Source organism: Collinsella sp. CLA-ER-H3 (assembly GCF_040092425.1).
Classification (GTDB): domain Bacteria; phylum Actinomycetota; class Coriobacteriia; order Coriobacteriales; family Coriobacteriaceae; genus Collinsella.
Genome location: NZ_JBBNLP010000001.1, coordinates 79,590 through 101,361 on the forward strand (window position 1 = coordinate 79,590; position 21,772 = coordinate 101,361).

The following is a 21,772-nucleotide window of genomic DNA, read 5'->3' on the forward strand; positions in this document are numbered from 1 at the left end:
GTTAAACGCTCAAAAGCACCTTCACAGTTACAGCTTGTTAGCGATCTTCTTTGCCGTGCGCTTCACGCCGGCCACCAGGCCTCCCGCAGGATGCTCCTTCTCGTATGCTAGGCGCTTCTCGCGCTTGGCGTACTCTTCGACGATGATGTCGCCATACTCGTCTTCGATCTTGTCGAAGAAGTCGACGGCGCCCTTAATTTCCTCAGCGGTCGGGTGTCCCTTTTGGACACCGCCGGCGAGCTTGAACGGCCCCCACGTATCAAAGCCGGGGCAGCCGTAGACACCCATAAAGATGGCCTGCTTCATGCGGCAGATTCCATCGATATCCTTGCCGTACCACTTGTTTTTGCCACCGTAGGTCATAAGGCCAAACACCTTGTCCTGCGGCTGCAGCACGTTAGTGAGCACGCGTGCCATGTCCTTGTCGATTTCGGAGTAATAGATTCCCGTGGCGACACCGATTAGATGATATTCGTGCAGGTCGGGGTACTCATTTTTACCGAGCGCCTTGACGTCGAGGGTATCGATCTCGGGGTGCGCCTCGACGATGGCGTCCACGAGCTTTTTCGTATTGCCGTGGTGGCGCGAGGCGTAGAGGATGATGGTTCGCATAAGAAGGCCTTTCAGCTGTAATTGCATCAATGTCTGTATGGTACCCCGTTGCATGGCTGGGATACCGGACGCATCGATGAACGTGCGGGTTTGTCCTTTGGCCAGGGCCGAGACGGGTACTTGCGAGCAAAAAGCAGTTGTTCGAAAGGATGGGCAATGGAATACGCTCTCTCCAACGATTCGATTTCTATTAAGGTGTCCACGGCTGGCGGTTCGTTTACCTCGATCGAGGTCGACGGTCGCGAGTATCTGTGGCAGGGCGATCCCGCCGTGTGGTCCGGCCAAGCACCGATTTGCTTCCCGATTTGTGGAGGCTTGCGCGATGGTAGCGCCATGACGTTTGCCGGGCATCATGTAAAGCTCGCTCGCCACGGTTTTGCGCGCAAGCAGGAGTGGAAGCTGCTGAGCCAAGGCGAGAACGAGCTGGCGATGTGCCTGGCTTCGGAGGATAACGCCGCGCTGCTGAGCGATTATCCCTACCCGTTTAAACTTGTCGCCCGTTATACGCTCGAGGACGCTGCCGTGCGCGTCTCCTATGAGGTTACCAACGAGGGTACCGAGGACATGCCGTTCTTTATCGGTGGGCATCCCGGCTTTAGGTGTCCGCTCGATGAGGGCGAGGCCTATACGGACTACGAGTTGCGCTTCGAGAAAGACGAGGCTGCAGAGCTTTGCACCGCTGTCCCTTCGACTGGCTTGATTGACGTTGCCAACCGCTCCAAGAACCCCATGGTGGGAAAGACGCTGCCTCTGTCGCATGAGCTCTTCGATTTTGCGGAGACCATCTTTGACGTGCTCGAGAGCCGTCAGGTCACGCTTTCCAAAAAGGGCGAGGACAAGGGCGTTCGCTTGAGCTTTGAGGGTTTTCCGTACCTTATTGTGTGGAGTAAGCCCGAGGGCGATTTTGTGGCAGTTGAGCCTTGGGGCGGTCTTTCGACCTGTTCCGATGAGGACGATGTGCTTGAGCACAAGCGCGGCTGCCTTGTCGCCAAGCCTAAGGAGACCGTCGTTCGCTCGTTCACGATTGAGATTCTGTAATTCCGTTTTGTCGACTCGTATCGCGAGGCACAAGGAGCCTGCGAGATAAGGAGCTAAAAATGATCCTCACCGTTACGATGAACCCGTCTGTCGATACGCGCTATCAGCTCGATGAGCTCATTATCGACGACGTCAACCGCGTGACGCCCGAAAAGACCGCCGGCGGCAAGGGTCTTAACGTGGCCCGCGTCCTGGGTCAGCTGGGCGACGACGTTGTGGCAACCGGTCTGCTCGGCGGCCACATGGGCGCCTACATGGCTGAGCTCATGGACGCCAACGGTATTAACAACGACTTTGTGCCCATCAAGGGCGAGACCCGTATTTGCCTTAACATCCTCCACGCCGGCAACCAGACCGAGCTGCTCGAGAGCGGCCCGACGATTGCCCCCGAGGAGCTCGATGCCTTTACCGCCAAGTTTACCGAGCTTGCGGACAAGGCCGACGTCGTCACCATTTCGGGTTCGCTGCCCCGTGGTGTCGAGGCAGACTACTATGCTAAGATCACGGGCATTGCCGAGAACGCCGGTGCCAAGGTGCTGCTCGATACCTCGGGTGCTTCGCTCGAGGCCGCTCTTAAGTCCGAAATTAAGCCTGAGCTGGTTAAGCCTAACCTGACCGAGATCAACGGCCTTCTGGGCACGAGCTTTACCACCGACGATGTGGACGAGCTCCGCGCCGCGCTCGCCTCTGATGCCCGCTTCTCCGATATCCCCTGGGTCGTCGTGTCCATGGGTGCCGCCGGTTCCGTGGGCTTCCATAACGGCCGTGCGTTCCGTGCCAAGACTCCCGATATTCCTGCCGTTAACGCTACAGGCTCGGGCGACTCGACCATTGCTGGCTTCGCACATGCGATTGCTGCTGGCGCGGATGATGAGACGGTGCTGCGTACCGCCAACACCTGCGGCAAGCTCAACGCCATGGATCCCATGACTGGCCACTTGGTCATGGACCGTTGGGACGAGGTCTACAACGGCGTTGTCGTGACCGAGCTGTAGGAGCTTGGGCGTCGGTCCCGGCATCGGTTGCTTGCTTGTGGTTAGAGCCGATGACAAGTGCGGTAGCATTATGCCGGGGCGCGACGCCGATGCCGTCGTGTTCAATCCCGACCTTAGCCTGGTCGAGACGTATGTGGGCGGCAACAGCGTCGGTAACGCGTTTGCCGAGTAGCCGCCAAAGAAACGATCCGAGAGGGGATTTAGATGATTTACGGTGCACTGGGCGATATCGAGGAATACCGCGGAATGCTCAAAGGCCTCGACGTGCTGATCGATTGGCTCGAGGAGAACGATCCGGCGGAGCTCGAGGTTGGCAGCCATCCGATTCTGGGCGACAAGGTCTTTGCGAACGTCATGGCTCCCACGACGCGTCCTGAGGCCGAGGCTCACTATGAGACGCATCAGCGCTATCACGACCTGCAGATTGACGTCGAGGGTCGCGAGGCCTTTAAGGTCGCCACGGGCAGCCTGACGCTGGTTCAGGAGTTTGACGAGAAGGACGACTACGATCTGGTCGATTCCGACGCCTCGATCGCCGGCGATCTTGCCGACGACAAGTTCGCACTGTTCGTTGCCGGCGAGCCCCACATGCCCACGCTCGAGTTCCCGGGCGATGGCGCACAGCCGGTCAAGAAGATCTGCTTTAAGTTGCTTGCCGACGCCTACTGGGAGGAGTAGCGCGCTGCTCGGCTGAGCTGTTCGTCTGATGGCGTGATTCCCCTAGGGATATCACGCTAGGACCCCGCCAAACGTGTTTCCCTAGGGGAATCACGTTTGGCGGGGTTTTCTGTTTTTAAATAGGGAAGCTGTTTATTTGCGAAGAACATCGGCTAGCCGCAGGATTGAAATCATCGACCGATAAGTGAGTTCCACCTTTTCGCCCGCAAGCAGTCGTTTCGATTGAATCTCATCCAGCCCCACAAGCCGAGAGAACAACGAACTGCTCATCGTGCCCTCGTCAATTGATTCCCTTATGGTCTTCAAAACGTCCGTATCATGAAGCGATGCCGAGCTGTAGGGGGCAACACGAGCGGAACTCTCAATTAACGACGAGACAAAAGGATGGAGATGCTTTGGACATAGTCCATCAAACACCACATCCCCATTGTCGTTCGAGCCGACCAGGCGCCAAGTATAATGATCGACCCAGTCATCTCCGTCATATATGGCGTCCATGAGCAACTTCCCGTCTAGAGAGAGAAACCTATTTGGACATCGGGGCGCAAGACCGCAATCCATATCGGGCCTGCAGCAGCTCCAACCCAACGCACCACATAGGTTCCCTTTCGTACATGTGTATCAATCTGCCCCCGAAATGCCGGTGAATGCAATTCCAGACCCGTTTGTCGGATAGCAATCGACGTATTTTTGTTTTCCGCTCACAACCTTGTATAGATATATCGTTCCAGAAAAGAGAAGGTATCGTGGCTATTTTAAATCTATATGGCTAATTCGAGCCCTCACCATGGCAATTGTTGCAGCTGGGTTTCTTTTCATTAAAATTTCACTTTGGTAAATCCCCGCCCCCTAAGCATTAAATCCGAAGTCCACCGAGTGGGCGAATCGGCAACAAAAAAGCCGCCCGAAGGCGGCTATCTTGTGCAATGGAGCCAGCGACCGGGCTCGAACCGGTGACCCCCGCTTTACGAGAGCGGTGCTCTACCAACTGAGCTACGCTGGCGGCCATGTGGTGACGCAACTGAGGCGTCAACGGCTGTCTATGATACGGGACATCGCACATCCGTGCAAGTGTTCTGACGGCTTTTCTCACTTTAAATGCACTAATATTGGAGACGTGATGTCTCGCTCTTACGAGTCTCAAACAGAATGGGACTGCCATGGCTCAACCCAAGATTCTTCTCACGCGTATCGATGACCGGTTTATTTACGGGCAAGACGTTGAGCTGTGGAACGAGGCTATGGGTTCCAACCTCGTCCTAATCGTCAACGACGAGATTGCGGCGGATTCGCGCAAGTGGGCGCCTATGAGGGTCGCGGCGCCCGAGGGCGTGTGGACGCGGTTTTTCTCGGTGCAAAGGACTATCGACATCATTCATACCGCAACGCCGCGTCAATGGATTCTGATCATGGTGGCCTCACCCGCCGATGCGCTCGCGCTGGTTAAGGGTGGTGTGCCGATCACCAAGATCAGCATCGGCCATATGCAGGCAGGGGAGGGCAAGCGCTCTGTAACGCCCGCGGTCGCCGTAGACGGCGCAGATGTCGCCGCCTTCAAAGAGCTGCAAAAGCTCGGCATAGAACTAGAAATTTGCTATCTCCCCAGCTCCAATCCCGACCCCATCCAACTAGTCATTGGGGACGTTCCCTATGTGTCGGCCTTTTAGGAACGTCCCCAAGTGCCGGCAGATTGGGACAGTCCTTCTCGCCAAACGTTAAAGACTGTCCCCAACGACTAGTCATTTAAGAACGTCCCCAATGACTAGATAGCAAAGCGCCCGTCGGCGGTGGTGCCGGCGGGCGTTGCTGTACGGTATGTCACGTTGTGGGCCTAGTGCCTCATAAAGTGGTATTCGATCACATTGCTGTAGGGATGACCGGGGCCCACGATGCCCTGGGGGAACAGCGCATGGTGCGGCGTGTCAGGATACATTTCGGCCTCGAGGGCAAAGCCGGCGCCCCAACCGTAGTTGGCATCGTCTTTGGCGTGTTCGTCGCCCAGCCAGTTGCCGGTGTAGAGCTGCACGCCCGGGGCAGTGGTGTAATAGTCCAGCTCACGGCCGGTCCACATCTCCTCGACGTGCATCGCGCGGCGCAGATTACGGCCGTACTGATAGCCATCGATGCACAGGCAGTGGTCGTAGCCACGGGCCTGCTTAATCTGCGGGTCGTCGGCTTCCATGCCGGGCGCGACGGGGCGCAGCTCACGGAAGTCAAACGGCGTGCCCTCGACCGGAGCGATCTCTCCGGTGGGGATATTCTGCTCGTTGATGGGCAGGTAGTGGGCAGCGTTAGCAACAAAGAAGTGCTCACAGTCCATGCCGGCGTTGTGACCGGCAAGGTTAAAGTACGTGTGGTTGGTCATGGACACGTACGTGGCGCGGTCGCTCTCACAGCCATATTCGATACGGAAGCAGCCGGTGCGCGTCACGGTAAACACGGCCGTAAAGGTGCGGTTGCCGGGAAGGCCTAGCTCACCGTCCTCAAGCGAGGTGGTCATGCGCACGGCATTGTGGACCTCGTCGAGCTCAACGTCCCACACGCGCTTGTGCAGGCCGTGCTCAAGGTCGCTGTGCAGGTTGTTGACGCCCTCGTTGGCCGGCATATGCCAGTCCGTGCCGGCGATGGTGATCGTGGCACCCGCAGTGCGGTTGGCCACGGGGCCGATGGTCGCGCCAAAGCAGGCGGGGTTGTCAAAGTAATCCTCGAGCTTATCGAAGCCCAGCACCACATCGCGCACGTTGCCGGGGATGTCGGGCACGTCGATGCCCAGCACGGTGGCGCCAAAGTCCATAATGCGAACGCAGATCTCGGGCCCGTTGAGGGTGTAACGATGAACGGGGGTACCGCACGGCGCGGTGCCGGAAAGCTCGGAAGTGATCATTTGGTTCCTAACATCGAGGTATTTCCGACAAACTGTAGCGCGAACAGGCGAGATTATCACTACACCCCACTAAAGCAGGGGGTATTTTTCTCAAAAAAGTGATGATTGAGCTGTACGGGCGTTCATTTTTGACACGCACGGGTCTGATACAATTTGTTCGTTACTGTTTGAATTGACGTGAGCGTGGAACAGCGAGGACTCATCGTGATTAAAGCGGAGCGACAGGATAAGGTTCGGCAGCTGCTCGAAGAGCAGGGCACGGTCTCGGTCAAGGAGATTTCGGATGCGTTAGGTGTCTCGGATATGACGATCCGCCGTGACCTTGAGGAGCTTGCGAGCCTGGGCGAGATCGAGCGCGTGCACGGCGGAGCCCGCAGTGCGCAGGGCCGTCCACATGCTATGCTGCGCCATGAGTATTCGCACAGCGAAAAGCGCACGAAGCATGCCGAGGAAAAGTTGCAGATTGCGCGCCGTTCTGTGGAGCTTATCGAGGAAGGCTCGACCATCTTTTTGGGGACAGGCACCACGGTTGAGCAGATGGCCTCGATGTTGCCGGCGTTTCGTCTGCGCATTGTGACCAATTCGCTTTCGGTGTTTAACCTGCTCGAGGCGCGCGAGGACTGCGACCTGTGCCTCGTGGGCGGTATGTACCGTCGCCGCACTGCCGCTTTTGTGGGGCCAACGGCCGAGGATACCCTGCGTGCGCTGGGCATCGACGCGGCGTTTATCGGTGCCAACGGCATCTTGGACGGTGACGTATCTACGTCCAACATGGACGAGGGCCGTATCCAGCAGCTCGCCTTTAGCAAGGCCGACTCGCGCTATCTGATCGCCGACTCCAGTAAGATCGGCAAGCGCGACTTCTACACCTTCTGCCGTCTGGACAGCCTGGACGCCGTGGTGTGCGAGCCGGGCATCGCCGCCGAGGATCGCGCCGCCATCGAGGAACTCACGCAGGTCATTTGCTAGCTAGCGCTGCAGGCGATACTTCTGCCCTCTGCCGACGCGGGGATTATCGCTTCAATTTGACGTGCAGAATGACACATAAAAGTTAAAACGCCATTTTGCGCGTCATTTTACGTGTCAACGAGATGCGATTTGACACGCAAATAGGAATTCGTGGGCGCTCGGAAGATCGACGGAGTTCGTGAACCTGCAACTTGGTTGGGTAACGTACGAAGTCCTCCAGCGGGACCGAACATACTTTCGGTATCATATCGGTATCAAATGATACCGAAAGTATGTTCGTGATACTGAAAACTAGAAACCGTGCTTCATAACTGCTTGGAAAGTTCGGATTCGACTATCTTATTGTCTTGATCTGTAACAGGTAGACGGTCGAAAGTGGGCTACGTGTTACAGATTTAGATATTTCTGCTCGGGCGTTCTGTTTGTCTCGATTTGTAACAACTAGGGCCGAAATACTCGGCTAGATGTTACAGATCGAGACAAACGGCCTGCTCGGGCCGAGCCAAAAAATCGGCCGCATGCGAACCCATGGAGGGATTCGTATGCGGCCGACAGGGGGTATGCGGCAAAAGTTAGGCCATAAGCAGGCCGGTCTCTGCGACGTTCTTGTACCAGTACGCGCTCGCCTTGGGATAGCGCTTCTGGGTCTCAAAGTCGATGTAGAACAGGCCATAGCGCTTGTTATAGCCGTTGGTCCAGGAGAACTGGTCCTGCAGCGACCACACAAAGTAACCGTCGACGTTCACGCCGCCGTCGATCGCCTTGAGGATCCACGCAAGATGCTGACGCATATAGTCGATACGAGGGGCGTCATCGATAAAGCCGTCCTCGAAGTCGTCCTTATAGCCCATGCCGTTCTCGGTGATGTAGATCTTCTTGTAGTTGGGGTAATCGTTCTTAATGCGGAGCAGCAGGTCGTAGAGGCCCTCGGGATAGATGATCCAGTCCCAATCGGTGGTGGGTACGCCTTCACGCACGCATGACTCGCCCACGCCCTTGAGGAACCAGCGCGAGGAGCCCTTGTCGCCGGTGCCATTGTGGTTGATGTCGTTTTCGCCCTCGGCGGCACGCAGGAACTGGCACTTGTAGGTGTTGACGCCCAGGCAATCGTTGTAGGGGAGCGCGGCGGTCAGCGCGGCGATGTCCTCGTCGCGGACGTCGAGCTCGCCGCCGGCGATATGGGCCAGCTTGGTCGCAGCCTCCATGGTGTCGGCTGCATAGTGGCCGCGGAAAGTGGCGTCGAGCACCCAGCGGTTGTTGATGACGTCGGCCATGCGGGCGGCCTCGCAGTCGGCAGCGCTGTTGGGATCGAGGGGATACTTGGGCTCCAGGTTCTGGACAATGCCGATCTCGCCCTCAAAGCCGCCCTCATGGAAGGCGACGACAGCCTTGGCGTGGGCCACCATCATGTTGTGCATGAGCTGGAAGGCCTTGTCCAGGCGATACTTCTCGCCGTGCGGCCAGTTGCCGACGATAAAGCTGCCCTCGGCGGTCGCGGGAATCTCGTTAAAGGTAAACCAGTGCTTGACCTCGGTGAACTCGGCAAAGCAGAACTTGGCGTACTCGACAAAGGCGTCGATCGTCGTGCGCGTCAGGAAACCCTCATCGCCGTTCTGGTAAAAGGCCTCGGGCGTATCAAAGTGATCGAGCGTGACATAGGGGATAACGCCGGCTTTGTTGCAGGTGGCGAAAAGCTCGTGATAGAAGGCAACGCCTTCGGGGTTAATCTCGCCGGTGCCACTGGGGAAGATACGGCTCCAAGCGATGGAGACACGAATGCCGTTAATGCCGAAGCGCTGGCACAGGTCAATATCGACCGGGTACTTGTTGTAGAAATCGCTTGCGGGGTCGGGGGAGAAGCGACCCTGAGCAGCCAGGAAATCGTCCCAGGGCACTTTGCCCTTGCCGTGCGTGCGGGTCTCGCCCTCAACCTGGTAAGCGGCGGTGGCGCCGCCAAACACAAAGCCGTCGGGGAACTGCATGGGGTTGGTCATGAGTCATCCTTTCTGTGGGATACGAATAGGGAGAGGTGCCCGAACTGGGGATCCGGGCACCAACAGAGGGAGGAAACTAGTCGAGGTTCTCGCGGAGCCACTTGATAGCGCCAGCGGGGTCGCGAGTAAGGTCGATATATTCCTTACCGCGCGGGGCGAGCAGCTTAATGCCCAGGCGATCGGTGTCGGCCTTCATGTCGTTGTAGTAGCTACGAACCTGCGGGGCAAGCACGATAACGTCGTACTGATCCATGATGGCAGTGTGCTGGCCATAGGCGCCTGCGGAGGAAGCGATGTTCTCTCCGGTCTGTGCGGCGCCTTCCTTGATGGCGTTGGCGAGCATGGCAGAGGTGCCGGCGCCGGCGCACAGGACGAGGACCTTCAGGCCGTCGACATCCTTCTTGGCGGATGCGTCGGCGGCGGGCTCGGGCTGATCGGCGACAGGCTTGCTGTCGGCGGCGGCAACGGTCGTCTCGACGGAAGCGGTGGCCTGCTCGACAGCGGGCGCAGGGGCGTTGGCGGCGATGGCAGCGGCACCATCGGACTCGAGACCCAGCTCGGCGGCGCGCTCGGCCTCCTGGTCGCAGAGCAGCTTATCGTATGCCTTCAAGAACGGCAGGTAGATGATGGCGTCCAGCAAGATGATGATTGCGACAAACACCAGGGCGATAAGCTGGAAGTTCGTGGTGATGAAGATGCCGATGGGGGCAGGGGTAGCCCAAGGCACCACGAAGGAGAAGCCGTTCATGCCCACGTTGTCGATAAAGAACTTGGCAACGCTTACGTTGACGCAGCCGGCGGCAACAAAGGGGATGAGCATGTAGGGGTTAAGGATCATCGGCGCGCCAAAGAGCAGCGGTTCGTTGACGGCGAAGGCAACAGGAACAATCGAGGCCTTACCGACGGCTTTGAGCTGCTTGGACTTCATAAAGAGAATCAGCAGAAGCGGCACGATGAACGTGGCGCCGGTGCCGCCGAACTCACCCACGAGCGACATGTTAAAGGTGAGGGAATGGGCGGGGTGACCACCGGCCAGCAGAACCTGCAGGTTTTCGGCCTGGTTGGCAAGACGGATGGGGTCGATGCCCGGCTGGACAATCGAGGGGCCGTGGACGCCGATGAACCAGAAGAACGCGGTGGCTGCCTGGATAAGGATAAGGCCAGGATAGGTTTCTGCCGCAGTGAAGAGCGGGGAGAGCAGCTTGATGAGCAGCTCGGAGAACGGAACGCCCATGAGGTTGCGCACAACCACATCGATGATGCCGCAGATGATGACGGCGCCGCCAAAGGGGATGATGTCGCGGAAGTTCTGAGCGATGGCGCCCGGAACCTCCTTGGGCAGCTTAATGGTCAGATCGCGCGAGACGCAGAACTTATAAACCCACACGGTAATGAATGCGGCGATATAGGCCGAGAACAGACCGCGCGTACCCATGCTAGTGCAATCGAAGACCGAAAGCTCGGAGCCGTTGAACTTGGTGGTGAACTGCGTAACAGCAAGCAGCAGCATGCTGCACTGGGCGGCCACCATGGTGGAGCCGTCGTTGAGCACCTTGCCGGCGGGCATGCGACGGTTCATGGAAGCCGTGAAGTTCTTGGCGGTGGTGCCGGCAACCATGATGCCCATGACGCCCATGGTGAAGTTGTACAGCTTATTGCACCAGTCGATGAGCGGCTGGGGCAGCGTGATGCCAACGACGCCGGGAAGGGTGGCAATGAGCAGAAAGATCGAAGAGGTGAGGACGATGGGCATGCACCCAAGGAATCCGTCCTTAATAGCTTGGAGGTAGATGTTCCTCGAGATCTTCTCAAAGAACGGCTGATGCTTTTCGAGCATCTTTACGATGGCGTCCATAGAGCTCCTTTGCTACTTGATGCGCGATGCATGTGGATGGAACTGGTCGTCGATGGATGGTCAGGACTGCCCGGAAACCTTCCTGCTCAAGGAAGGCATTGCGAAATGACAACGTTGTCATTTTGTTAATGACAACGTAAGACATTTTTGGAAGAGCAACAAGGATTTACGGGTGAGCGGTCGATATTGTCCGGTAAACGGTTGATTTGTCAGTCGGGCAGGTAGTGTATGCTAGAACGCAAAAAACAAGCGATGTAAAACCGACTGGAGAAGTAGTGGCAACGATGGACAAGAAAAATGTCTCAATGAACGATGTGGCGATTGCCGCGGGTGTTTCTCTCAAGACGGTGTCGCGTGTGATCAACGAGCCCGATAGCGTGCGAGAGTCGACACGCGATAGGGTCCATGCTGCCATGGAAGCGCTTGGGTTCCGGGCGAACTTTGCCGCGCGTTCACTCAAGTTGGGCCGTTACGGGTGCATCGGCGTGGTGCTGTTTCACTTGTCGGGCGGCAACGTGGACATGATTGACGGTATCGCCGATGCCGCCGCAGAGCGAGGCTTTGCGCTCACGATGATTAAAAAGCGGGCGGGGGAGAAGATGACCCTTGCCGAAGCGTCACGTAGGATGTCGCAGCTTCCCGTCGACGGCATGATTTTCAACCTGCGCCAGATGGTCGATGACTTTGATACCTTTGAGGCGCCGAAAGACCTCAAGACGGTGATTATCACGTCGATGGAACATCCTACCTGCTCTACCGTCAGTGACGACCAAGAGGGCGGCGCGCGCATGGCATGCGAGTACTTCTTGAATCGCGGACACAAGAATGTGTACTTCGTCTCTGGTAAGAAAGAGTCGCTGTCGAGCCAGTGCCGTATGAAAGGTTGGCGTGCGGCACTCGAGACGCGTGGCATTGAGCCGCCCGCGCCCCTGCAAGGCGATTGGAATGCGGATAGTGGCTATGTTGCGGGCCTTGTGCTTGCCGATAAACCCGATTGCACGGCGGTCCTCGCGGCTAACGACTGCATGGCAAACGGCGTGATGATGGCTTTACGTGACAAAGGGCTCAGTGTGCCCGACGACGTGTCCGTGATCGGCTTCGACGATGAGCTCTACAAGACGATTCCCAACTCGATTCTGACGTCGGTGAAGTTCCGCCACCGCGAGCTGGGCGTCCGTGCGCTTAATGAGGTCGTCGCAGGTCTGGAAGCCCCGAGCTCCAGAAGCCGTACGCTCGTCTCGGGCGTGTTGGTCGAGCGTTCCAGCGTGAAAGACCTGCGGGCGTAGACGTGCTCGGCTCGTTCATCTTAATCTGTAACAGGTGGGGCCGAAAATCTCAGCTAGATGTTACAGATTGAGATTGAGAGGATTGCCCTGTGCGTTTATCTCAATCTGTAACAACTAGACGTCCAAAACCGGTTTTAGTGTTACAGATTTAGACAATTCGGTCCCGCTTATTCCATTTGTCTCGATCTGTAACAGTTAAGGGTGAAATAACCAGCTAGATGTTACAGATCGAGACAAACGGCTTCCGACCTGCACAAAAAGGCCGGGGGCGGCGCGCCGTGTGACGTGCCGCCCCCGGCTGAGAAATGGGGACAGGTTATGTGGGCGGGTAACCCCGCAAGCCGCTAGTCCAGACGACGGGTCTGCGCTACGTGCTTGTACCAGTAGGCGCTTGCCTTGGGCGTGCGCTTCTGGGTTTCAAAGTCAACGTAGAAGAAGCCATAGCGCTTGTTGTATCCGTTGGTCCAGGAGAACTGGTCCTGCAGGCTCCACAGGAAGTAGCCGCCCACGTTGACGCCCACCTCCATGGCCTTGAGCAACCAGCGCAGGTGCTGCTCGATGTAGTCGATGCGCGGCTGGTCGTCCACAAAACCGTCCTTGTAGGGGTCCTTGTAGCCCATGCCGTTTTCTGTAATGAAGATCTGCTTATAGTTGGGGTAGCGCTGCTTAATGTAGACGAGCAGATCGAACAGGCCCTCGGGATAGATGATCCAGTCCCAGTCGGTGGTGGGGATGCCAGGCTTGTTCACATGCTCGCCAATACCCTTAACGCGCCAGCGGCCGGTGCCCTTCTCGCCCGTACCGTTGTGGTGCAGGTCGTTCTCGCCATCGTAAGCCTTCAAAAAACGGCACTGATAGTTGTTAACGCCCAGGTAGTCGTTGTAGAGCGCGGCCTCGCGCATAATCTCGAGGTCCTCGTCCAGAATCTCGATGGTGCCGCCCGAGACGGCAGCCAGGCGGTTGGCGCACTCCAAGGTGTCAGGCGCGTAGTCGCCGCGGAAAGTGGCGTCGAGCAAGAACTGGTTCTGCAACACGTGCTCGTTATTAGCGGCTTTGATGTCGGCGGGGTCGTTCTCGTTGAGCGGGTACTTAAACTCCAGCGACTGGATGACGCCGATCTTGCCCTTAAAACCGCCGTTGTGGAAGGCCAGTACTGCCTTGGCGTGGGCGAGCATCATGTTGTGCTCGCACTGGAAGGCCTCGGCCAGATGCGCCTTGACGCCACCGGGGAAGGTGCCCTCGATGTAGGTGTTGGAGGCGTCCGCCCAGATCTCGTTAAAGGTGAACCAATAGGTCACCTGGTCGGCGTACTCCTTAAAGCAGAAGGTGGCAAAGTCCACAAAGGCGTCGATGGTCTCGCGGTTGAGGAAGTCGCCCTTCTCAAAGAGGGACAGCGGCGTATCGAAGTGATGCAGCGTGACAAACGGCTCAACGTGGTGCTTGTGACATTCGGCGAAAAGGTCGTGATAGAACTGGACGCCCTCGGGGTTGATCTCGCCGGTCCCGTTGGGAAAGATGCGGCTCCAGGCAATGGAGAGACGGATGCCGTTGATGCCAAACTCCTCGCACAGTTCCAGGTCGACGGGGTACTGGTTGTAGAAGTCCGAAGCGGGATCGGGGGAAAAGCGCCCCTGGGCCTCCAGGAAGTCGTCCCAGGCGACCTTGCCCTTACCGTGAGTGCGGGTCTCGCCCTCTACTTGGTAGGCAGCGGTGGCGCCGCCAAAGACAAAGTCCTCGGGAAACTGCGCAGGCGGATTGGTGACGCTAGCAGGGTTAACGGACATGATGATCCAATCGTCTAAATCGAAGGGCCAGCCGGCTGTGTATGGTCGGCTGGCCCTGGGCGTTACTTACTTCGAAAGCTGTTCACTCACGAAGGCGAGAGACTTGTCGCCGTTCTGGGAGAGCTCGATGTACTGCTTACCGCGGCAGGCGACGCACTTGTTGCCCACGCGCTCGCAGTCCTTCTGCAGGTCGGCCAGGTAGCTTGCGGCCTGCGGGGCCAGGACGACCAGATCGAAGTCGGGGAGCATGTCCACGTGGTTGCCATAGGCCTCGGCAGCGGTCTCAAGATTGATGCCGCGCTCCTTGGCGGCCTTGGCCAGCGCGTTGGCGAGCAGGCCCGAGGTACCGCCACCCTGGCAGAGCACGAGTACGCGCTTGCCGTTGAGGTCGCTGGCGGTCGTTGCCTCAGTGGCGACAGCGGCGGGAGCGGCGGGGGCGTCGGCCTTCACGGCCTCGGCAGCAGCGCCGGCGGCAACGCTCTTGGCGTCAGCCTTGCCCTGGAAGGCATCGTTAAGCTTGGCGGCCTTCTCGGCGTTCTTGGCGGCGAGCTCCTCCTGGGAGATCTCGGCCTCCTCGGCGCACTTCTGGGCGTCATAGGCACGGAAGAACGGATAGTACAGAACGAAGTCGACGACCAGGATAAGGGCGAGCATCACAAAGGCGAGCGGCTGGAAGCCCAGGCCCATGATGGTGCCGATGGGGCCGGGGACGGTCCAGGGCAGGGTGTACATAAAGCCGTTCATGCCCAAGAAGTCGATAAAGATCTTGAGGATCCAGATGTTGGCGATCGGGGCAAAGACAAACGGGACAAAGAAGACGGGATTGAGCACGATGGGTGCGGCGAACAGCAGCGGCTCGTTGACGGCAAAGCACACGGGGACGATGGCGGCCTTACCGACGGCGCGCATCTCCTGGGACTTGGCCAGGAAGCAGAACATAAAGACCAGGACGAGCGTGGCGCCGGTGCCACCCATGCAGACGACGAAGTACTGGGCACCCTGGGTCAGGACAGCGGAAGCGTGCTGGCCAGCCTGGAAAGCAGCCAGGTTGTCGGTCATGTTGGCAACGAGAGCGGCGGCGATGGCGGGCTCGACGATCGAGGGGCCGTGGACGCCGACGAACCAGAAGAGGCTCATGGCGCCGTAGATCACAGCGAGGCCGATATAGCCGTCGGCAGCGGTGAACAGGGGCTGGAACACCTGGATGACGCCCTGGGCAAAGCAGAAGCCAAAAGCAGCGCGGAAGACGATGTCAAAAACCCAAAAGACGGTGATGCAGACGGAGAAGGGGATGATGTCCTTGAAGGTCTGCGAGATGTTGGGCGGAACCTGCTCGGGCATCTTGACGGTGATGTTGCGCTTAATGAAGAACTTGTAGATGATGCCGGTCACAAACGCAGCGATGAAAGCGGTCAGCAGGCCCTTGGAACCAAGGTAGGTGGTGTTGAAACCGCTGGCGGCGTCCGTGGCGATCGTGTCGCTCGAAAGGAGCAAGAAGCCGATGATGGCCGCGCACATGCATGAGATAAAGTTAATCTGGTTATTCTTGGGCAGGTCGCGGTTCTGAGCGTCGGCGAAGTGCTTGGCTGTGGTGGCGGCGCAGGCGATGGCCAGGATGCCCATGGAGTAGTTGTAGCACTTCCACAGAGCGTTGTTGATGTCATCGGGCCAGTAGAAACCCCAGATGTTGGGGACCGAGGCTACCAGGCAGAAGATGGACGAGAAGATGATGATGGGGATGACGGAGATAAAGCCGTCGCGGATCGCCTTGAGGTACTTGTTGCGGGCGATCGCGTTGAAAAAGGGCTGGCCCTTTTCGATGATGGCGATGAGTTGCTCCATGCAATGCTCCTAAGAGTCGGTGGGTTAGCAACGATGGTAGCTTTGACGTTCGGTTGCCAAAATGTTGACGTTGCCATTTTGTGACACAAAAAAAAGACGCGAACCGGTGGTTCCTGTGCCTGCGAACCGTCGATTCCTTACGCGTAAACGTTTGAGCCGCCCGGTGGCTCTGTGTTTGCACAATGGCAACGTTAACATTTGGGTGATAAAAGCCGTTCGGGGAAGCAAAAATGTCGGTGAACGGTAGGTTTTGGGTGGTGAGCGTATGGTGGGGGAGGCGTTAGATATACTTGAAGACGTTTCATTTGACTGCGTAGGGTGCCACCAATGGCATCGTTGACATAGAAAGATCGACCTATGGCCGCTGTTAAAAAATCGGTATCCGTCAAAGACGTGGCGCGCCTCGCGGGCGTCTCGGAGCAGACGGTCTCGCGCACCGTGCACGATTCGCCCAGTGTGCGCCCCGAGACCAAGGAACGCGTGCGTGCCGCCATGCGCGAGCTGGGGTATCGCCCCAATTTTGCCGGTCGATCGCTGCGCCGTGGCAAGTTTAAGACCGTTGGCGTCGCCATGTTCAACATTACCGGTACCGGCAACCTCGACCGTATGGAGGGCTTTGCCGCCGCGGCCGACAAACATGGCTATGCCATCACCCTCACTAAAGTAGATGGGCATCCGTATACCCTCGAGAGCGCATCGTCGCGCATGAGCGCGCTGCCGGTAGACGGCATGGTCGTGATCATGAATCGCATGCCGGCGGACTTTGGCACCTTCGAGCCGCTGCCCGGCATGCAGACGGTGCTCGTTACGATGCTGGAGCATCCGCTCTGTTCAACGGTCGATAACGACCAGTTCGATTGCTCGCGCCAGGTTGTCGAGTACTTGCTGAGGCAGGGGCACAAGACCGTGCATTTCATCTCGTGTCCCGAGCGCTCGCTTTCGGGCATGCAACGCGAGGAAGGCTGGCGCGAGACATTGCACGCACATGGTATTGAGCCGCCGCGACTCGTTCGTGGCGATTGGACGGCACAGAGCGGGTATGCTGCCGGTCAGGCTCTGGCGGACGATCCGACCTGTACGGCCATTTATGCTTCTAACGACGCCATGGCCTACGGCTGCATTCGCGGACTCGAGTCGCGCGGAAAGCACGTGCCCGAGGACGTGAGTGTGGTGGGTGTTGATGACAGTCTGGGCGACATCGTGCCCGATCGTCGCCTGGCCACCGTGCGCTTTGACAACAGGCGCGTCGGCATGTGGGCGGTCGACAAGATCGCCGGCGCCGAGGGCGTTGTGTCTGGCGTGGAGCACATGCTGATCCCCGGCGTGCTCGTGGAGGGCGATACGGTACGCGATTTGCGTTAGGGTGCGGTCCTGTTTGGGTTTCCGCTAATCATGTTTGATATTGTTCGAAATGGTTTGGAAACCGTTCACGGGCGAAAAAAGACCGTTCACGGCTCGAAATAACGGTTTGCATTGTTCCTTTTTGTTTGAATGTTATTGTTTCTGTCATACACAGCGCAGCGCGTATGCCCGGACGCGATGCTCTCCGTTGGTTCATATGTGAAAGGAACGCAATATGGCAACCAAAGAAGAAATCTCGATGGTTGGATTCGAGATTGTCGCATACGCAGGTGACGCCCAGACCGATCTGCTTGCAGCGCTCGATGCTGCTCGCGAGGGTGATTTTGAGAAGGCCGAGCAACTGCACAAGGATGCCAGCGATGCACTTATCGGCGCTCACGACACGCAGACCAAGCTGCTTTCGCAGGAGGCCGGCGGTGGCGAGATGGAGATGACCTTCATCATGGCTCACGCTCAGGATACCCTCATGACCACTATGATCCTGGAGAAGCAGACCCGCTTTACCATCGATGCCTACAAGCGTATCGCCGAGCTCGAGGCCAAGCTCGCCTAACGAGTCCGCACAACTTCGTCCCCTTCCAAAAACCCTGCCGCTATCCGCGGCAGGGTTTTTCTTTTTACCCGGCACTTGGGGACGTTCCTTATCTGCCGGCAGTTAGGGACACTCCTGCCATGCATTTGATCCTTTGAGGATGGAAGAAAACGGGTTATTGGGTTTGCTGCGCTGCCGAATCGGCCTGTCGGTTACAAAACTATGCCGGTTTACTACGATGAATCGCATTCTTTCAACTATGGAAAGAACAGCGTTATCAAAACCGCAGGTAGAACGCTTGTCATTTTCTACTAATAGCAAATGTGGTCGGTCCTATCGGTTTTATCGTAGTAAACCGGCATAGTTTTGAAATGGCACTATTCGACTAGCAGCGTTATGGAGCTTCTGCACGCCCTCCCGTTCGGTTTTTCGCTGGGTGGGTATACTTCCATCCGCAATACAGGCCGGAATGAGGAGGTATCCAAATGCCGGACAATGGATCGATTCAAAAGAGAGGCACGCACGAGATGGCTCATGGGCGTCCTGTCCAGATAACCGAGCACACGACGGTAACCGAGCTGCAGCCCAGCCTGTCCGATGTCGTGTGCGCAAACAAAAAGCTGCAGATTGGCTTTATCGTTGCGCTCGTAGTACTGGCGCTGCTGTCGGGCTTTGTAGCTCGTCCGCATTTCGCCGATACCAAAACTTGGGACTCCACCATCGAGGTCATCGATCAAAAGAAAGGTAACGTACTGGCGCTCACGACCTCGTGCGTGGCGCTGTCTGCGGGTATTACCGCGCTGCCGGGTGATACGGGTACGCCGGTTGCCGAGCAGCTCGCGCAGCTTTCGGGTAACTTGGGTATCGTGCTTGCCGTGCTCTACCTCGAGAAATACCTGCTGACCATTTTGTGGTCGGTTGGTCTGGGCATCCTGATCCCGTTCTCGTTCGTACTCTTCGCGGTGTCGCTTGGCATTCACGGACGCTGGAGCACCAGCGCCGTCCTTCGTCGCGTGGCGACGCGCGTGCTGGTGGTCGCCATGATCGGCATGGCGTTGGTGCCTGCAAGTGTATGGGTGTCGCAAAAGGTCGACGAAACGTATCGAGTGAGCATCGAAGCGGCTGAGCAAAAGGCGACTGACGCTGCGAGTGCGGAAGATAGCGATAACTCCAAGGCAAGCAAGAAAAAGGTCGAGTCCACAGAGTCCAAGAACGTGCTTGAGCAGCTTGCCGACGGCGCCTCGGGTCTTGTCACGTCGGTGACCAGCGGCGCCAAGCAGATGACCGATGAGATTGTGCAACAGGTGACCGATCTGATCGAAGGCGTCATCGTGATGATCGTGACCTCGTGTGTTATCCCATTGCTGGTGCTCGCGGCGTTTTTGTGGCTGGGGCACGTGTTGCTGGGGATTGATATTTCCGGTCCAGCGAACTATTTGACGGGTCGTTTCTTGAGCGCTCCGTCCAAGCACGCCAAAAAGGGAGGGCAGTCCGAGTAGCTAAAACAGCTGTATATACCAGGGCATACCGCCGAAGGGCGGCCGAGATGCGTTCTCGGCCGCCTTTTTGTTTGTTGAATACGTGGTAAGCCCGGCCGTTCCTGATCCCAAACGGTCAACAATCATCCGTGAACGGTCTTTGTTCAAAAAAGAACAAAGACAAACAAATAGTTGTTGCAGTCGATGTTCGAATGTGTTCAAATAAACATGAACAGTGAAGAACCGCACATTCAGATGCCCGGACCTGAACGCGATTCAACACTTCCAAACAGAAACTACGCACCTGCGTATCTCTCAAGGAGGATGTCATGAGGGTTGTAATCGCTTCCGATGCCGACGGTATGTCGATGAAGGAGTCCATCAAGGAGATGCTCATCGCCGACGGTCACGAGGTCGTCGACTATTCCGAGACCCCTGCCGCGGACTTTGTCGATTCCGCGACCGCCGTTGCCAAGGACCTGCTGGAGCACAAGGATTCCCAGGGCTTCGCATTCGATAAGTACGGCGTCGGCTCCTATATGGCCGCCGTCAAGATCAAGGGCATGGTCGTCGCCAACATTTCCGATGAGCGTTCCGCTTACATGACCCGCGAGCACAACGGTTCGCGCATGGTCACCATGGGCCCGGGCGTTGTGGGCACCGAGGTCGCCAAGAAGATCGCCCGCGAGTTCCTGCGCGCCCAGTACGCCGGCGGCCGTCACCAGATCCGTGTCGACATGCTCAACAAGATGGCCTAACGAGAGCCACCGAGAACTCGAACTTCTACCTCAACTTGTGAATTCAGACGAAAGGACGTTCTGATGAAGAAGACCATCGCAATCGGTTGCGACCATATCGTTACGGACGAGAAGATCTATCTGGCCGACCGCCTGGAGCAGGCTGGCTACAAGGTGCTCGACTGCGGCACCTACAGCCACACCCGTACGCACTATCCCATCTACGGTAAGGCCGTGGGCGAGGCTGTTGCCAGCGGCAAGGCCGACTTTGGCGTGGCCCTGTGCGGCACCGGCATCGGCATCACCAACGCCGTCAACAAGGTTCCCGGCGCTCGCTGCGCCCTGGTCCGCGACATGACCTCTGCCCTGTATGCCCGCCGCGAGCTCAACGCGAATATCGTGGGCTTTGGCGGCAAGATCACCGGCGAGTTCCTGATGGCCGACATCATGCTTGCCTTCCTTGAGGAGCCCTACGAGAAGACTCCCGAGCACGACGCCCTGATCGCCAAGATCGACGCCTGCAACAAGGCCGACGCCGAGGCTCAGGCTGACCCGCACTTCTTTGACGAGTTCCTCGAGAAGTGGGACCGCGGCGAATACCACGACTAAGGAGGTTACGCGGTTTTACCAAACCGCGTAACGGGTCGACGCTGCGAAGCCATCTGGCGGGCTAGCTGCTCCGATAACACGTTTGCTTGCTTGGCTTGAGTGCTTCGCTCTTGGCGGTACCCGGCATTCTGCAGCTTTTCAATTGACGGCTCGCGTTTCTGTGAGGGGGCGCGGGCCGGTTTTCTATCAGCCCTATTGACTTGGCGGGCTGTCGTAAGAAAGGGAAGGCTCCTATGGAGTTTGTTCTTGATAACGGTTCTATCCGCGTAGCACTGAGCACGGCGGGCGGGTCGTTCACTTCTATTGCGGCCAACGGCCGTGAGTACCTGTGGCAGGGTGACCCGGCGGTCTGGTCGGGCCAGGCGCCCATTTGTTTCCCGATCTGCGGTGGCCTTCGTGACGGTCACGCAACGACCATGGGCGGCCGCGAGGTAAAGCTCGCCCGCCACGGCTTTGCGCGCAAACAGGAGTGGAAGCTCGAGGAACAGAGCGACAACATGGTTGCGCTGAGCCTAAGCTCTACCGACCATGCCGAGTTGCTCGAGCAGTACCCGTATCCGTTTAAGATCGTTGCTCGTTACACGATCGATTCGGAAAAGGTGGCCGTGTCGTACGAGGTGACCAATGAGGGCACCGAGGACATGCCGTTCTTTGTGGGCGGTCACCCCGGCTTTAAGTGCCCGCTCGACGAGGGCGAGTCCTATGACGACTACGAGCTCCGTTTTGAGCAGCGTGAGGCCACCGAGCTCTGCACTGCCGTTCCCTCGACGGGCTTGATTGATGTTGAGCATCGCAGCAAGAACCCTATGATCGACCAGAACCTGCCGCTGACCCACGAACTCTTCGACTTCGCGGAGACTATCTTTGACGTGCTCGAGAGCCGCGTGGTTACGCTGACCAAGAAAACCGAGGACAAGGGTGTGCGTTTGACGTTCCCCGATATGCCGTACCTGATTGTGTGGAGCAAGCCCGAGGGCGACTTTGTCGCAGTTGAGCCGTGGGGCGGCCTGTCCACCTGCTCCGACGAGGACGATATTCTTGAGCACAAGCGTGGCTGCCTGGTTGCCAAGCCGGGGGAGACCGTCATCCGCGGTTTTGAGATCGAGATCCTTTAAAG

20 protein-coding genes and 1 tRNA gene are annotated in these 21,772 nt (G+C 57.8%); 13 read left to right on the top strand and 8 right to left on the bottom strand.

The window, feature by feature from the left end:
- Nucleotides 1–27: 27 nt before the first annotated feature.
- A complete protein-coding gene (locus AAAX32_RS00400) occupies nt 28–612 on the bottom strand; it encodes a flavodoxin domain-containing protein (protein WP_230320277.1) in 585 nt (194 codons plus the stop codon).
- 156 nt (nt 613–768) lie between these two features.
- On the opposite strand from AAAX32_RS00400, the gene AAAX32_RS00405 reads away from it, so the two are divergent.
- The 4 genes from AAAX32_RS00405 to AAAX32_RS00420 are packed head-to-tail and all read left to right on the top strand — an operon-like array spanning nt 769 to nt 3,323.
- Entirely contained in the window at nt 769–1,650 is an 882-nt protein-coding gene (locus AAAX32_RS00405; protein WP_349099555.1) for an aldose 1-epimerase family protein, read from the top strand.
- A gap of 59 nt (nt 1,651–1,709) precedes the next feature.
- The gene (locus AAAX32_RS00410) at nt 1,710–2,645 is read left to right on the top strand and encodes a hexose kinase (protein WP_349099557.1); all 936 of its coding nucleotides are present in this window, start codon (nt 1,710–1,712) and stop codon (nt 2,643–2,645) included.
- Nucleotides 2,646–2,682: 37 nt separating this feature from the next.
- Nucleotides 2,683–2,817, top strand: coding sequence for a hypothetical protein (locus tag AAAX32_RS00415; RefSeq protein WP_349099559.1), 135 nt, complete (start codon nt 2,683–2,685; stop codon nt 2,815–2,817).
- Between the two features lie 32 nt (nt 2,818–2,849).
- Nucleotides 2,850–3,323, top strand: a complete 474-nt coding sequence (locus AAAX32_RS00420; RefSeq protein ID WP_117778978.1) for a YhcH/YjgK/YiaL family protein — start codon at nt 2,850–2,852, stop codon at nt 3,321–3,323.
- A gap of 132 nt (nt 3,324–3,455) precedes the next feature.
- Here AAAX32_RS00420 and AAAX32_RS00425 read toward each other — a convergent pair whose 3' ends face one another.
- Both AAAX32_RS00425 and AAAX32_RS00430 read right to left on the bottom strand, forming a co-directional pair.
- Nucleotides 3,456–3,821 (bottom strand): hypothetical protein, encoded by a 366-nt coding sequence (locus AAAX32_RS00425; protein WP_195543939.1) that lies wholly within the window; start codon nt 3,819–3,821, stop codon nt 3,456–3,458.
- Between the two features lie 429 nt (nt 3,822–4,250).
- Nucleotides 4,251–4,326: transfer RNA gene (locus tag AAAX32_RS00430), tRNA-Thr, on the bottom strand.
- 157 nt (nt 4,327–4,483) lie between these two features.
- On the opposite strand from AAAX32_RS00430, the gene AAAX32_RS00435 reads away from it, so the two are divergent.
- On the top strand, nt 4,484–4,990 hold the full coding sequence (locus tag AAAX32_RS00435) for a PTS sugar transporter subunit IIB (protein WP_349099561.1): 507 nt from the start codon (nt 4,484–4,486) through the stop codon (nt 4,988–4,990).
- A gap of 164 nt (nt 4,991–5,154) precedes the next feature.
- On the opposite strand, the gene AAAX32_RS00440 is transcribed toward AAAX32_RS00435, so the two are convergent.
- Nucleotides 5,155–6,207 (bottom strand): aldose epimerase family protein, encoded by a 1,053-nt coding sequence (locus AAAX32_RS00440; protein WP_349099562.1) that lies wholly within the window; start codon nt 6,205–6,207, stop codon nt 5,155–5,157.
- A gap of 204 nt (nt 6,208–6,411) precedes the next feature.
- Here AAAX32_RS00440 and AAAX32_RS00445 point away from each other — a divergent pair, with 204 nt between their 5' ends.
- Nucleotides 6,412–7,176 carry a DeoR/GlpR family DNA-binding transcription regulator gene (locus AAAX32_RS00445; RefSeq protein WP_349099563.1) on the top strand — a complete coding sequence of 255 codons (765 nt, stop codon included), beginning with the start codon at nt 6,412–6,414 and terminating at the stop codon, nt 7,174–7,176.
- A gap of 572 nt (nt 7,177–7,748) precedes the next feature.
- Here AAAX32_RS00445 and lacG (AAAX32_RS00450) read toward each other — a convergent pair.
- Nucleotides 7,749–9,170 carry a 6-phospho-beta-galactosidase gene (gene lacG, locus AAAX32_RS00450; RefSeq protein WP_216596249.1) on the bottom strand — a complete coding sequence of 474 codons (1,422 nt, stop codon included), beginning with the start codon at nt 9,168–9,170 and terminating at the stop codon, nt 7,749–7,751.
- A 76-nt stretch (nt 9,171–9,246) separates the two neighbouring features.
- The gene (locus AAAX32_RS00455) at nt 9,247–11,025 is read right to left on the bottom strand and encodes a PTS lactose transporter subunit IIBC (protein WP_349099565.1); all 1,779 of its coding nucleotides are present in this window, start codon (nt 11,023–11,025) and stop codon (nt 9,247–9,249) included.
- Nucleotides 11,026–11,309: 284 nt separating this feature from the next.
- On the opposite strand from AAAX32_RS00455, the gene AAAX32_RS00460 reads away from it, so the two are divergent.
- Nucleotides 11,310–12,311 carry a LacI family DNA-binding transcriptional regulator gene (locus AAAX32_RS00460; protein ID WP_349099567.1) on the top strand — a complete coding sequence of 334 codons (1,002 nt, stop codon included), beginning with the start codon at nt 11,310–11,312 and terminating at the stop codon, nt 12,309–12,311.
- 344 nt (nt 12,312–12,655) lie between these two features.
- Here AAAX32_RS00460 and lacG (AAAX32_RS00465) read toward each other — a convergent pair whose 3' ends face one another.
- A complete protein-coding gene (gene lacG, locus AAAX32_RS00465) occupies nt 12,656–14,095 on the bottom strand; it encodes a 6-phospho-beta-galactosidase (protein WP_138374613.1) in 1,440 nt (479 codons plus the stop codon).
- A 66-nt stretch (nt 14,096–14,161) separates the two neighbouring features.
- Nucleotides 14,162–15,937, bottom strand: a complete 1,776-nt coding sequence (locus AAAX32_RS00470; RefSeq protein ID WP_349099569.1) for a lactose/cellobiose PTS transporter subunit IIB — start codon at nt 15,935–15,937, stop codon at nt 14,162–14,164.
- 357 nt (nt 15,938–16,294) lie between these two features.
- On the opposite strand from AAAX32_RS00470, the gene AAAX32_RS00475 reads away from it, so the two are divergent.
- From AAAX32_RS00475 to AAAX32_RS00500, 6 genes are all read left to right on the top strand, one after another.
- Complete coding sequence (locus AAAX32_RS00475) at nt 16,295–17,299, top strand: LacI family DNA-binding transcriptional regulator (protein WP_138340168.1); 1,005 nt, start codon at nt 16,295–16,297, stop codon at nt 17,297–17,299.
- A 214-nt stretch (nt 17,300–17,513) separates the two neighbouring features.
- On the top strand, nt 17,514–17,852 hold the full coding sequence (locus tag AAAX32_RS00480) for a PTS lactose/cellobiose transporter subunit IIA (protein ID WP_006234827.1): 339 nt from the start codon (nt 17,514–17,516) through the stop codon (nt 17,850–17,852).
- Nucleotides 17,853–18,316: 464 nt separating this feature from the next.
- Nucleotides 18,317–19,330, top strand: coding sequence for a hypothetical protein (locus AAAX32_RS00485; protein ID WP_349099570.1), 1,014 nt, complete (start codon nt 18,317–18,319; stop codon nt 19,328–19,330).
- 308 nt (nt 19,331–19,638) lie between these two features.
- Entirely contained in the window at nt 19,639–20,067 is a 429-nt protein-coding gene (lacA, locus tag AAAX32_RS00490) for a galactose-6-phosphate isomerase subunit LacA (RefSeq protein WP_006234830.1), read from the top strand.
- A gap of 63 nt (nt 20,068–20,130) precedes the next feature.
- A complete protein-coding gene (gene lacB / locus AAAX32_RS00495) occupies nt 20,131–20,655 on the top strand; it encodes a galactose-6-phosphate isomerase subunit LacB (protein ID WP_006234831.1) in 525 nt (174 codons plus the stop codon).
- Nucleotides 20,656–20,888: 233 nt separating this feature from the next.
- Nucleotides 20,889–21,770: an aldose 1-epimerase family protein gene (locus tag AAAX32_RS00500; protein ID WP_349099572.1), complete on the top strand. Its 882-nt coding sequence runs from the start codon at nt 20,889–20,891 to the stop codon at nt 21,768–21,770.
- Nucleotides 21,771–21,772 lie beyond the last annotated feature (2 nt).